The sequence below is a fragment of the Bizionia paragorgiae genome, assembly GCF_900107625.1.
Lineage (GTDB): Bacteria > Bacteroidota > Bacteroidia > Flavobacteriales > Flavobacteriaceae > Bizionia > Bizionia paragorgiae.
Window position 1 is genome coordinate 87,268 of the sequence record NZ_FNQK01000008.1, and the last position, 13,398, is coordinate 100,665.

Genomic DNA, 13,398 nt, shown 5'->3' on the forward strand with positions numbered 1-13,398 from the left:
TAAATATTTAAACATGAAAAGAGTAATTTTAAGTGTAGCGGTAGTAGCTGCAATGGGCTTAACAAGTTGTAAAGATGAGGCCAAAAAAGAAGTAGAAACAACAGTAACGGAAGTAAGTTCTGAAGTGTCAAAGGAAATCGCTTTGGCAGAGATGTCTTTTGGAGTAAGAGGAAACTGTGGGATGTGTAAAACAACCATTGAAAAAGCTGCAAACAGCGTAGAAGGTGTTGCGGAAGCGAATTGGGATGTAGACAAAAAGAAAGTTGAGGTTTCTTTTGATGAGACTAAAACAGATGTGATGTCTATTCATAAAGCTATTGCTGCTTCAGGATACGATACGGAAAAAGTAGCGGGTGATTTAGAAGCATACAAAAATTTACCAGGATGTTGTAAATACGATCATGAGATGGAAATGAATCAGCAAGTAAAGTAAACCAAATTCTTGTTTTATTTACCTCATATGATTATCACGAATCATTTAATGGTTTGTTTAAGAGGTCTTAACTTTATCATATTAGAGATTTTTTATGAAGAATGACAAATGTCATTTGTTGTAGTAAACTTTATATGTATCTTTAACAACATAAAATAAACAAAGAATAAACCATCATTAAAATACAAAACCGATGAATAAAATTATAGTACCAGTTGATTTTTCAATACATTCAGAAAACGCTTTAAAAGTAGCGGCAAAAATCGCGAGTCGTAAAGACTCAGAAATTGTTGTTGTCCATATGATGGGTGTTAATGACGCGAGAATTACCAAGGATGAAGAGGATTCTGTTGAAGGTTTGTTTTTAATTAAATTAACGAAAAAACGTTTTACAGAGTTTTTAGATAAGGATTATTTAGAAGGCCTAAAAGTAACTGATATCGTAAGAAATTTCAAGGTGTTTTCTGAAATTGATGATGTCGCTAAAGAATACGGAGCAGATTTAATCGTTATGGGATCTCACGGTACTAGTGGTGTGTCGGAAGTCTTTGTAGGTTCAAACACAGAAAAAGTGGTGCGTACAGCATCGGTTCCTGTTTTAGTTATCAAAGAGGATACGAACATGTCGCCATCGGTAGCTGTTTTTGCCTGTGATTTTAAAGTAGAAAGTTTAGAAGCTTACCAAAAGGTGGCTAAAATGTTTAAGCTTTTAGAAATTAAAATGCACTTGTTATATGTGAATTTACCAGGTCAGAACTATAAGAGTACCAATGAAATTGAAAAGCAAATTGTTGAGTTTATAGTAAACCTTCCTGAAGAAGATAAAATCTTACTAGAAGATGTTACTATTTTTGCTGACTACTCGGTAGAGCAAGGGGTGTTTAATTTTGCTAATAAGGTTAAAGCAGATTTAATAAGTATTCCTACACACGGTAGAAGTGGATTAGCTCACTTTTTCTCAGGAAGTATAGGTGAAGATATTGTAAATCACTCTAAAATTCCTGTTTTAACGGTAAAAATTTAAGTAGTAAAAGTTATATGAATCTAAAAGCCTTCTATCATATTATAGAGGGCTTTTTCATTTTCTATTTTAATACGTTTACCTGAAGTAGTGATTAATTCTTCTTTTTTAAATGAAGATAATGTACGGATGCATGCTTCTTTTGCAGTACCTACAACATTAGCAATATCCTCTCGAGAGAGCGTCATTGCAATATACCCTTCATTATCAACCCCGAAATTATTTTTTAAATAGAGTAGAGCTTCAGCAATACGTTGCTTAACACTTTTTTGTGCCATGCTAACAATCACGTCATCCGAATCTTTTAAGTCTTTAGCCATCTGTTTTAAAATGGCTTGAGTGAATTGCATGTTTTCATTTAAGCTTTGAGAAAGTTCGGCTTTAGGGATATAACAAACAGTCATATCATTTAAAGCTACAGCACTCAAATTAGTGATTTCGTCGGCGACTACAGATCGTTGCCCTAATATCTCACCTTTAGCAGCAATTTTAATAATTTGATCCTTACCATTATCACTCATTTTAGAGAGTTTAGTAACACCATTCTGCACACAAAAAACACCATTAAGCTTTTCGCCTTCGGCAAAAATGGATTCTCCTTTTTTTATGATTTTCGTAGTTTTACTATCAGAAATGCGCTTAAGCTCTTCTTTTTTTAAGGCTTTTAAGGAATTTAATTGTCTTACTATACAGTTTTCACAACGGCTTTCTTGGTGACTCATAAGTTAAAAATCTTATTCTAGGCAAAGAAACGAATAATTTACGCAAAATCCATTAAAGTTTACCCCAATTAAAACTAAAGTCTATGGAATTGTGTAAATTACGGGTTGTTATTTTTAATATATTAAGTATACTTTTTCCTGATATTAAACTGACAAAAGTCATGTTTTTAAGATGGGAAATAAAAGACCTTTGTACTTTGTATTAATGATCTTTTAAAAGATCGAAGTAAATTAAGTAATTATGGAGAATTGTTTCCATTGTGGAGAGGTGTGCGATAGATCCACAATAAAACATGAAGAGAAAAGTTTTTGTTGTCACGGTTGTAAAACGGTGTTCGACATATTAAATGAAAATGACCTCTCTTATTATTACGATTTACAGGAGTCCCCCGGAATTACACCTTCGCGCATTGAGGGAAAATATGATTTTCTTGAAAATACAGTTATTTCAGAAAAATTATTAGAGTTTAACGAGCAAGGTATTCAAGTGGTGACCTTATTAATTCCTTCTATACACTGTAGTTCGTGTATTTGGGTTTTAGAGAATTTAAATAAGTTGAACCCTGCTATAAAGACTGCTCAAGTCGATTTTCCTAAAAAAAATGTCCGTATTACCTATTCTAGCGACCTGTTAAGTTTACATGATTTAGTCGTGTTGTTAGCAAGATTAGGGTATGATCCATATATTTCCTTAGAAGATGCTTCAGGAAAAAAAACAAAAACCGACAGAAGTCTAATTTACAAGTTAGGGGTTGCAGGTTTTGCGTTTGGGAATATCATGTTTTTATCATTCCCCGAGTACTTTAAGGTAGATGAGTTTTGGTTAGAACGGTTTAAGCATGTGTTTAGATGGGTCATGTTTGGTTTTTCACTGCCTGTTGTTTTTTATGCAGGGTGGGGCTATTTTGTCTCTGCTTTTAAAGGCTTACGTTCTAAAATATTAAATATCGATGTTCCTATTGCTATCGGTATTTTTGTGCTCTTTGTTCGTTCATCGGTAGAGATTATTATGGACTGGGGTTCAGGTTTTTTTGATAGTTTAGCGGGCTTGGTTTTTTTCTTGTTGCTAGGGAAATTTTTTCAACAAAAAACCTATGCGTTTTTATCTTTTGAAAGAGATTATAAGTCATACTTTCCTATTGCGGTGACCCGATTATTAAAAGGGGAAGCTATTAATGGTGCATCTAATGATGCTATTAAATTAAAGAAAGAAGAACAAGCTCAGGTTTATGAATTAGAAAAAGGCGATCGTATAATAATTAGGAATTCAGAATTGATACCTGTAGACGCTATTTTAATTAAAGGTCACGCTTTAATAGATTATAGTTTTGTAACTGGGGAGGCCGAACCTGTTGTAAAACAGTCCGGGGATTATTTGTATGCTGGAGGACGACAACAAGCAGGGGTTATTGAATTGGAAGTTTTAAAGCCTGTAGAACAAAGCTATCTTACTAAATTATGGTCTAATGAGATTTTTAGTAAAAATAAACAAAGCGGATTTGAAAGTTTAACCGATCAGATAAGTAAGCGCTTTACCATAACTTTACTGCTTATCGCATTTGTGTCGACCGCCTTTTGGTTGTTTTACGATAAGTCTTTAGCCTTAAATGTGTTTACTTCTGTACTTATAGTCGCTTGTCCGTGTGCAATTGCCTTAGCAGCGCCGTTTACCCTAGGAAATTTATTACGCATTTTTGGACGTAATAAATGTTATATTAAAAACAGTAAAGTGATAGAGCAAATGTCACATATCGATACCGTCGTTTTTGATAAAACAGGAACCTTAACAACCAATCAGAAAAACGGAATTATTTATGAAGGGGTTACGCTTTCGGAAGAAGAGAAGTCAGTGCTTACCTCGACCTTGCGTGCATCCAATCACCCCTTAAGTCGTGCGTTATACACACTTTTAAATAAAAATGGAATTTGCACACTAGACTCGTTTAATGAGGAAGTTGGTAAAGGAATAGAAGGGGTTACCGAATCGCATACTGTAAAAGTGGGCTCCTACGATTACGTCACTAAAGACGCTGTGAGAAAAAGTCACGAGGTAGAATACGAAAATACAGGGAAAACAACTGTGCATATTGGTGCTAACGATGAGTATAAAGGGTGTTTTGTGTTTTATAATGAGTACAGAAAGGGTATGACTTCTGTTTTTAAAGAGTTATCAGAAACCTGTGAGTTAGTTGTTTTATCAGGAGATAATAGTGGGGAACAAGCCTACTTAGAGCAAATTTTACCTCAAGGCTCTAGTTTGCTTTTCAATCAGAAACCCGAAGATAAACTCAATTACATTAAGCAGCTCCAAGAACAGGGGAAGAATGTGTTGATGGTTGGTGATGGACTAAATGACTCGGGAGCCCTGGCGCAAAGTAATGTGGGGTTAGTTATTTCGGAAAATGTTAATGTGTTTTCTCCTGCATGCGACGGTATATTAGATGCCTCTCGTTTTAATCAGATAACCACTTTTATGACCTTATCACGACAGGGGATAAAAGTTATAAATTACGCTTTTATATTTTCGTTATTTTATAATGTTATTGGTTTAGGTTTTGCCGTTACTGGTAACCTAGCGCCAGTAGTCGCTGCAATATTAATGCCTTTAAGTTCCATAAGTATTGTTGTTTTTACAACTGTTTATACTTATTTTTTGGGGCGGAAGCTTAGCGTTTCTAAAAAGAACTGATTTTTTATCAGGGATTTGATTATAAAGGATAAATGCGTTTTTGATGATAAAAGTCATTTTATTAATAACCTAACACCTGTAATTTTGCGGGGTAACTTTGGATGATATGAATATAATATATATGCTTTTAGCAATTAGTGTCTTTGTTGCTCTCCTTTTTTTTGCAGCATTTATTTATTCTGTAAGGAACGGTCAGTACGATGATACGTACACACCATCGGTAAGAATGCTTTTTGAAGACGAACTTATAATAGAAAAAAAAGAACTAAATAAATCGAGTAATGAATCTAAACCAATCAAAAAAAAAGACTAATTAACTAAACTATGGAATTACAAAAATTTTATTATGATAACAAAATTGTAAGAAATTTCGTTATCGCAACTTTATTTTGGGGGATAGTCGGTATGTCTATCGGACTTTTATTAGCATTTATGTTTTTATTTCCAAACCTAACCGATGGTGTTTCATGGTTGAGTTTTGGGCGTTTGCGTCCGTTACATACAAATGCAGTTATTTTTGCCTTTGTAGGAAACGCCATTTTTGCTGGAGTCTATTACTCTTCACAGCGACTGCTAAAAGCGCGTATGTGGAAAGATTGGTTAAGTAGTTTTAACTTTTGGGGATGGCAAGCTATTATTGTAGCTGCTGCAATCACTTTACCTTTAGGCTATACAACATCTAAAGAATATGCAGAGTTAGAGTGGCCTATTGATATTGCAATTGCAGTGGTTTGGGTTGCTTTCGGAGCAAACTTAATAGGTACAATCTTAAACAGAAGACAGCGTCATTTATATGTGGCACTTTGGTTCTACCTAGGAACTTTTGTTACTGTAGCCGTGTTGCATATTGTAAATAGTATGGAAATTCCTGTGAGTGCTTTTAAGAGTTACTCGATGTATGCGGGTGTTCAAGATGCCTTGGTTCAATGGTGGTACGGACATAATGCCGTAGCTTTTTTCTTAACGACTCCCTTTTTAGGATTAATGTATTATTTCGTGCCTAAAGCGGCAAACAGACCCGTGTATTCTTATAGATTATCTATTGTTCACTTCTGGTCTTTAATATTTATCTATATCTGGGCAGGTCCGCACCACTTACTATATTCTTCCTTACCAGATTGGGCACAGAATTTAGGAGTGGCATTCTCGATTATGCTTTTAGCACCATCATGGGGTGGTATGATTAACGGGTTGTTAACCTTACGTGGAGCTTGGGATAAAGTAAGAACCGATCCTGTTCTTAAGTTTATGGTTGTAGCCATTACAGGTTATGGTATGGCAACTTTTGAAGGACCAATGCTGTCACTTAAAAACGTAAATGCTATTGCTCACTTTAGTGATTGGATTATTGCTCACGTACACGTTGGTGCTTTAGCATGGAACGGATTCTTAGCATTCGGTATGATTTATTGGATGGTTCCGCGCTTATTTAAAACAAAACTGTACTCTCTGGCTATGGCAAATATGCATTTTTGGATCGGTACTTTAGGTATTATATTATATGCTTTACCATTATATGTAGCAGGATTTGTTCAGGCATCGATGTGGAAACAATTTAATCCTGATGGGACTTTAACCTATGGAAACTTCTTAGAAACAGTAACCGAGATTATGCCAATGTACTGGATGCGTGCTATTGGGGGAACATTATATATTACAGGAGCAATTATAGGTGTTGTTAACTTAATAATGACGGCGAAAGCAGGTAGTGCTGTAACCGATGAATTAGCAGAAGCAGCACCACTAGAAAAAATAACAACAAAACGAACTAAAAAAGAAGGTTACCATTCTTGGTTAGAAAGACGTCCGGTGAAATTAACAATTTTTGCTACGATAGCTATTCTTATTGGAGGTATGGTACAGATTATTCCTTCGTTAATGGTTGATGACTATATTCCGAAAATATCAAGTGTAAAACCTTATACACCTCTAGAATTAGAAGGTAGAGATTTATACATTAGAGAAGGTTGTGTAGGTTGTCACTCACAACAAATCAGACCATTTAGAAGTGAGGTAGAACGCTATGGAGAGTACTCTAAAGCAGGAGAGTATGTTTATGACCACCCGTTCTTATGGGGTAGTAAACGTACTGGACCAGACTTAATGCGTGTTGGTGGTAAGTATAGTGATAACTGGCACTTTAACCACATGTATGATCCGCAAAGTACATCATCAGGTTCTATTATGCCATCGTACAAATGGTTAATCCAGAATGAATTAGATAAAACGGATACCGAAGCGAAACTAAGAGCATTAGCAACCCTTGGTGTACCGTATACAGAAGAAGATATTGCCAAAGCTCAAGACTGGATGGCAGAGCAAGGTGAGAAAATTGAAAAGAGCTTGTACAACGACCCTGATTTTGCAAAAACTTACGAAGCAGATAAGAAGTATGCAAAAGAAAATAATGAGGAGTTTGTAGAAATGCGAGATAGAGAAATTGTTGCAATGATAGCTTACCTACAGCGTTTAGGTACAGATATTAAAGTAACTAATGGTGACGGTTCAACAGTAAACTTAGACGAGTAGTTATGTTTAAATTTGTAAAAGGAAATTTAGAAAGTATAGATGGCGTGGCTGTCTATCCAATAATAGGATTATTAATATTTTTCTTATTCTTTGTGGGACTGTTTTTGTGGGTAGTCACTGCAAAAAAATCACACATAGAAGAAGTAAGTAATATTCCCTTAGAAGACGACACCATTAATATAAACCAAAACTAATATGAGAACAACTGCATCCTTATTAAGACTCTTACTATTACTAATTATTTCGATAATTTTAATGGAATGGGTTTACGAATCTGATCAGAAATGGGCGATGCTTTCTGAGCCCATCTACTGGGTAATAATAGGTACTGTCATGCTTTTTGGTATGGCCTTCGAAATATGTGTCGAAGCCCTTCGCGTTGTTTTGTTTAAAACACTAAAACCAGAACAGCAAGCAAGTTACTTAGCTAAAGAAGCAACGAAAAAAGAAAATCAATTTAAGTGGATAAATCAGATCTATCTTAAAATGCTTGGTGAAGAAGAAGTGTTGGATGAAAAAGAAATTATTTTAGATCACGATTACGATGGTATTCGCGAGCTTGATAATAATTTACCACCATGGTGGAAATATAGTTTTTATGCAACCATCGTTTTTGCTATTGTTTATATGGTGCGTTTTGAAGTGTTAAATGATTACACTCAAGATGAGGAGTATGAAATGGCTGTTGCTGCAGCGCAATTGGAAATTGAAGAGTGGAAGAAAACAGCTAAAGATTTAGTGGATGTTAATACGGTAACCTTATTAACGGATGCTGCCGATTTAAGTGCGGGTAAAAAAATATACGAAACCAACTGTATTGCTTGTCATAAGTCAGATGGTGGTGGTGGTATCGGACCAAACTTAACCGATCCGTACTGGATTTTAGGTGGAAGTATTAAAGATATTTTTAAAACGGTTTCAGAAGGTGGTCGTGCAGGAAAAGGTATGATTGCTTGGAAGTCAGAATTAAAACCATTAGAAATGGCTCAAGTGTCGAGTTATGTAATGAGTCTTGGTGGTACAACTCCGGCAGAACCTAAAGCACCAGAAGGTGATCTTTGGCAAGATGAAAATGCTCCAAAAGCAGAGGTTCCAACCGAAGAAACAGTAATAGAAACAGAGGTGACACAAGTAAATTAGTACTAAGTCTTTCTTAAAATGAATATTTTAAACAATATAGCACAAGGTTTAGAGCACTCAGAGCAAGTAGTTTTTAAAGATCTATTTCGTTCAGAGAACTCTAAGCTTACTGCTGTTTGTTTAAATAGAGACGTTGCTTTACCAAAAAGTATCGCGTTTACTAAAACTAAAATAGTAGTCGTTAAGGGGGAAATAGATGTTAATATGGAACATTTTAGTTACCGTTTAGCCATGTTCGATACGTTTAACATGCCCTTAGAAGAAACTTATAGCATTCAAGCATACAATGATGCTATTTACTTAGTGTTAAAAGAACAGTAAAATATAAACTGAGTAATTCCAGAATAATTTAAGATAAGATGGCAGATCAAAACCAAGAAAGTTTTCGTGATACGATAGGTACCCTTGATGAAGAAGGGAAAAGAGCTTGGGTTTTTCCAAAGAAACCATCAGGAAAATGGTATAACTATCGTAAGTATGTTAGTTATGTTTTATTAGCGTTTTTATTGGCTGCTCCATTTATAAAGATAAATGGCAACCAGTTTTTAATGTTTAATGTCCTAGAGCGTCGTTTTAATATTTTTGGCAATCCGTTTTGGCCACAAGATTTTCATTTGTTTGTTATCATGATGGTTATCGGGGTCGTTTTTATTCTCCTTTTTACTGTAGCATTTGGACGTATTTTTTGTGGATGGATTTGTCCGCAAACCATATTTATGGAAATGGTTTTTCGTCGCATCGAATATTGGATAGATGGGGATAGAGGGAAACAAATCCGATTAAAAAAAATGCCATGGAATGCCGAGAAAATTAGAAAGCGTGTATTAAAATGGACAATCTTTTTTATTATATCATTTCTTATTGCCAATGTCTTCCTAGCTTATTTAATAGGAAGTGATGAGTTGATGCGATACATCACCGATGGGCCCATGGTGCATACGAGTACCTTTATTTCTCTACTTATTTTTACGGGTGTGTTTTACTTTATATTCGCTTGGTTTCGAGAGCAAGTGTGTATTATCGCTTGTCCTTACGGACGTTTACAAGGGGTGTTGTTAGATAATAAATCTATTATTGTAGCCTACGATCATAAACGTGGAGAGAAGGAAGAAGGGCGTGCTAAATTTAAAAAGAATGAAGACAGAGCAAGCACAGGGAAAGGCGATTGTATCGATTGTTTTCAATGTGTTCATGTCTGTCCTACAGGAATAGATATTCGTAATGGTACACAACTAGAGTGTATTAATTGTACGGCTTGTATAGATGCTTGCGATCATATTATGGAATCGGTGAATTTGCCTAAAGGACTTATTCGTTATGCTAGTGAAGATGAAATTGAAAAGAAAGAAACCTTTAAATTTACACCTAGGTTAAAGGGGTATACTGTTGTTTTGGGAATTCTAATTGCTGTCCTTATCGGAATGTTGTTTTTAAGAAATGATGTGCAAGCTACAATTTTAAGATTGCCAGGGCAGTTATATGAATACAAAGAAGGAAATATTATAAGTAATGTATATACCTTTAAATTGGTAAATAAAACAATTAAAGATATTGAGAATGTAAGATTCGAACTACTGTCACATAAAGGAACAGTTAAGCTTGTTTCTCATACTAACTTTACAGTACCAGAGCAGGGCTTAGCAGAAGGTACCTTGTTTGTAGAAATTAATGCTAGTGGTATTAAAGGGGATAAAGAACGAATAGAAATTGGCGTCTATAGTGGCGACGAACTAATAGAAACGACAACGACGGCTTTTATGGGGCCAAGAAGTTATAAGTAATTACATTGTTATCAATGTGTATAAAACAGTAGAGCAAACCAAACGTTGGTTGGTATAAATTATTATATAAGAGTCTCGTTGAACAGCCGTAATTAAAGCGTTTAACAGCGAGCATTAGAAATTATGAAATGGAATTGGGGTACGGGACTTGTTGTAGCTATGGCATTATTTATGGGGTTTATTTTGTACCTGGTAATAACCATGAGTACAGATAGCAAGTTTGACTATGATTTAGTTACTGAAGAGTATTATGCTAAAGAAGTGGTCTATCAAAAAGAAATAGATGCTGAAACAAATACCAATAGCTTAAAAGAAAAAATTGTTTTTGAAAGCTCTGAGGATGGGTTGAAATTAATTTTTCCTGAAACTTTCGAAGCTTCAAAAATGAAAGGTAATGTGTATTTGTACAGACCATCTAATCAGGTATTGGATTTTAATGTTCCTTTAGAGTTGGAGGGTTCTGTGTTACTTGTTAATCATAAAAATTTAATCGATGGACGCTGGAATATAATTATCGATTGGGAGTATGAAGGGACGCCTTACATGTATAAAAAATCGTTTACCTATTAATACGGTATGTTATTATCCGCACTCATATTTGGCTTATTAGGTAGTTTTCATTGCGTAGGAATGTGTGGCCCCATCGCTTTTATGCTACCCATAGATCGCAAGAATAAACCGAAAAGAATATTACAGTTGTTAAGCTATCATACTGGTCGCTTATTAACCTATGGCGTACTCGGATTTATTTTTGGCTTGGTCGGTAAGAGTTTAAATCTTTTTGGTTTCCAACAACAGCTTTCAATACTTATTGGAGTATTAATGATTGTTGTTATACTAATACCAGTAAAACTATTTAATAGGTATAATTTTTCGAAACCTATATATCGCATCGTTTCCAAAGTAAAAAGCGCAATGGGTAAAGAGCTTAAAAAGAAAACACCTGGTACTTTTTTTACCATTGGATATTTAAACGGTTTACTGCCTTGTGGCTTGGTTTATATGGCTATTTTCGGAGCTTTAGCTAGCGGAAATGCATGGCAAGGAGGCGTGTATATGTTGGTCTTTGGATTAGGGACAGTACCCCTAATGACGACGGCTATTTATGTGGGTAATTTTATTACAGGCACTATTAAAAAACGTATTTTAAAAGCGATTCCTGTGTTTGTAGTGATTATAGGTGTTTTATTTATTTTACGCGGATTAGGGTTGGGGATTAAGTATATTTCTCCATCAGAAAATATAACTGTTCAAGAAGTCTCGGCCGATGAACGTTGCCATTAAGTTTAATTAAAAATATAAGAAGTATGAAAAGTTTAATGTTACCACTAGTGAATTGGGGAATGGGAGCGGCTATTATAGGCGTGTTTGCCCTAGTATGTGTTGTCTTGGCTGCTGTAGTAATTAATATGGTTAAATCTGATAAAAAAGCAAATACAGAGGCGTCTGAAATGGATAAAGAGGATCAAACGCTTTAATTAAATGCCTATAAAAGGTTGATCGGTATTAAATGCAATCCGTGTTAAAATACATTCAGAAACGGTTACATGCTATGATATAAAAAAAGGAAAGCTTTCTTACGGCTTTCCTTTTTCACTTTAAACTCTAACTAACTAAATCAAGAGGTTTCTTATTTAAACTGTCATAGAAAACAGCTGTGTTTTTGGTTTATTTCGTTGTAAGCGTAAATCAAATGGAAGACAAATGTTTCTAACAAATGCGCGTCCTTTTTCGGTAACTACCAATTTGTTTTCTAAACGTTCCACAAGATTGTCATTTTCCAGTTCTTTGAGTTTAGACACTACCTCAGGTAGTTCTTCAAAATATAAAGCAGCATCTTCCCAAGAGGTTTCAAACGTACACATTAAATTTAAAATGTGTTTACGAATAATTAAGTCTTCAGAAGTTAATATATGCCCTTTAAATATGGGTAGTAAATTATCGTTAATCAGGCTTTTGTACTCTTCAATGTTTTTTACATTTTGAGCAAATCCGTACCAGCTATCACTAATTGCAGAGACTCCTAAGCCAATCATAACTTGGGTCTTACTATCGCTATACCCCATAAAATTACGATGAATCGTTTGGTCTTCTACCGCTTGGTATAAGCTATCATTCTTTAAAGCAAAATGATCCATACCAATTTCTACATAGCCAGCTTCTAGTAGGAGCCTTTTTCCTGTTTCATACTGTTTACGTTTTAATTCGGCATTAGGTATGTTCTCTTCTTTATACCCACGTTGACCATTTCCTTTTATCCACGGCACGTGCGCATAGCTGTAAAAGGCAATACGATCGGGCTTAAGTTGTATTGTTTTTTCTATGGTATTAATAACATGAGCCTCAGTTTGGAAAGGTAATCCGTAAATAATATCATGTCCCACAGAAGTATAACCGGCTTCTCTAGCATTTTGAGTGGCCTGTTGTACATTCTTAAACGGTTGAATTCGGTTAATGGCTTTTTGTACCGTATCGTTATAATCTTGAACTCCGTAACACACGCGGGTAAATCCGTTTTGCGCTAAGGTTTCTAAATGAAGAATGGTCGTGTTATTGGGATGGCCCTCGAAACTAAAATCACAATCTTCAGCTTTATTTGCGATTTTAAAGATGCCTGTAATTAAAAAGTTTAAATTTTCGGGCGTAAAAAATGTTGGTGTACCGCCCCCTAAATGAATTTGCTTAATAAGTGGTTTTTCGCCTAAAAGAGTCTTGTATAAAGATAATTCTTTTAAAACAGCTTTCAGGTAAGGCATTTCTACGGTATGATTTTTTGTAATGCGCTTGTTACAACCACAAAACGTACATAAACTTTCGCAAAATGGTAAGTGAATGTACAAACTAATGCCTTCAGTGGTATTGCTTTCCTTGAAACTTCGTATTAAGGTCTCTTTGTAATCCTTCAACGAAAATGACGTATTATCCCAATAAGGTACCGTTGGATAACTCGTATATCGTGGTCCTGGAATATTATATTTTGAAATTAGCTTACTCATAGCATTTGTATTTTGTTCAAAATTATAACATAGTAACACGTTAAAAGATGACTTTTGTTAGCTTTATGTCAGTTCTATCATAAGGTG

Annotated in this window: 14 protein-coding genes; 12 read left to right on the forward strand and 2 right to left on the reverse strand. The window is 35.0% G+C overall.

The genetic code is table 11. From position 1 onward, the window contains the following. The first annotated feature begins 13 nt into the window (after window positions 1-13). Together BLV64_RS07365 and BLV64_RS07370 are read left to right on the forward strand one after the other, a co-directional pair. The gene (locus tag BLV64_RS07365) at window positions 14-433 is read left to right on the forward strand and encodes a heavy-metal-associated domain-containing protein (RefSeq protein ID WP_092133558.1); all 420 of its coding nucleotides are present in this window, start codon (window positions 14-16) and stop codon (window positions 431-433) included. A gap of 193 nt (window positions 434-626) precedes the next feature. Continuing rightward, window positions 627-1,457, forward strand: a complete 831-nt coding sequence (locus tag BLV64_RS07370; protein WP_092133559.1) for a universal stress protein — start codon at window positions 627-629, stop codon at window positions 1,455-1,457. 20 nt (window positions 1,458-1,477) lie between these two features. On the opposite strand, the gene BLV64_RS07375 is transcribed toward BLV64_RS07370, so the two are convergent. Next, the gene (locus BLV64_RS07375; RefSeq protein ID WP_092133560.1) at window positions 1,478-2,176 is read right to left on the reverse strand and encodes a Crp/Fnr family transcriptional regulator; all 699 of its coding nucleotides are present in this window, start codon (window positions 2,174-2,176) and stop codon (window positions 1,478-1,480) included. Window positions 2,177-2,417: 241 nt separating this feature from the next. Here BLV64_RS07375 and BLV64_RS07380 point away from each other — a divergent pair, with 241 nt between their 5' ends. The 10 genes from BLV64_RS07380 to BLV64_RS14540 all read left to right on the forward strand — a co-directional run bounded on the left by BLV64_RS07380 (window position 2,418) and on the right by BLV64_RS14540 (window position 11,793). Beyond that, entirely contained in the window at window positions 2,418-4,865 is a 2,448-nt protein-coding gene (locus BLV64_RS07380; RefSeq protein ID WP_092133561.1) for a heavy metal translocating P-type ATPase, read from the forward strand. A gap of 106 nt (window positions 4,866-4,971) precedes the next feature. Then, a complete protein-coding gene (gene ccoS, locus BLV64_RS07385; RefSeq protein ID WP_092133562.1) occupies window positions 4,972-5,178 on the forward strand; it encodes a cbb3-type cytochrome oxidase assembly protein CcoS in 207 nt (68 codons plus the stop codon). A gap of 11 nt (window positions 5,179-5,189) precedes the next feature. Next, complete coding sequence (gene ccoN / locus BLV64_RS07390) at window positions 5,190-7,394, forward strand: cytochrome-c oxidase, cbb3-type subunit I (protein WP_092133563.1); 2,205 nt, start codon at window positions 5,190-5,192, stop codon at window positions 7,392-7,394. Between the two features lie 2 nt (window positions 7,395-7,396). Then, window positions 7,397-7,588, forward strand: coding sequence for a CcoQ/FixQ family Cbb3-type cytochrome c oxidase assembly chaperone (locus BLV64_RS07395; protein ID WP_092133564.1), 192 nt, complete (start codon window positions 7,397-7,399; stop codon window positions 7,586-7,588). Window position 7,589: 1 nt separating this feature from the next. Then, window positions 7,590-8,534 (forward strand): cbb3-type cytochrome c oxidase N-terminal domain-containing protein, encoded by a 945-nt coding sequence (locus BLV64_RS07400; RefSeq protein ID WP_092133565.1) that lies wholly within the window; start codon window positions 7,590-7,592, stop codon window positions 8,532-8,534. 18 nt (window positions 8,535-8,552) lie between these two features. After that, window positions 8,553-8,855, forward strand: a complete 303-nt coding sequence (locus BLV64_RS07405) for a hypothetical protein (protein ID WP_092133566.1) — start codon at window positions 8,553-8,555, stop codon at window positions 8,853-8,855. 38 nt (window positions 8,856-8,893) lie between these two features. Further along, window positions 8,894-10,315, forward strand: a complete 1,422-nt coding sequence (gene ccoG, locus BLV64_RS07410; protein WP_092133567.1) for a cytochrome c oxidase accessory protein CcoG — start codon at window positions 8,894-8,896, stop codon at window positions 10,313-10,315. 123 nt (window positions 10,316-10,438) lie between these two features. Beyond that, window positions 10,439-10,885: a FixH family protein gene (locus BLV64_RS07415; protein WP_092133569.1), complete on the forward strand. Its 447-nt coding sequence runs from the start codon at window positions 10,439-10,441 to the stop codon at window positions 10,883-10,885. Window positions 10,886-10,891: 6 nt separating this feature from the next. Beyond that, on the forward strand, window positions 10,892-11,599 hold the full coding sequence (locus BLV64_RS07420; protein ID WP_092133571.1) for a sulfite exporter TauE/SafE family protein: 708 nt from the start codon (window positions 10,892-10,894) through the stop codon (window positions 11,597-11,599). A gap of 23 nt (window positions 11,600-11,622) precedes the next feature. Then, entirely contained in the window at window positions 11,623-11,793 is a 171-nt protein-coding gene (locus BLV64_RS14540) for a hypothetical protein (RefSeq protein ID WP_177165307.1), read from the forward strand. Between the two features lie 156 nt (window positions 11,794-11,949). On the opposite strand, the gene hemN is transcribed toward BLV64_RS14540, so the two are convergent. After that, window positions 11,950-13,311, reverse strand: coding sequence for an oxygen-independent coproporphyrinogen III oxidase (hemN, locus tag BLV64_RS07425; protein ID WP_092133573.1), 1,362 nt, complete (start codon window positions 13,309-13,311; stop codon window positions 11,950-11,952). Between the last annotated feature and the right edge of the window lie 87 nt (window positions 13,312-13,398).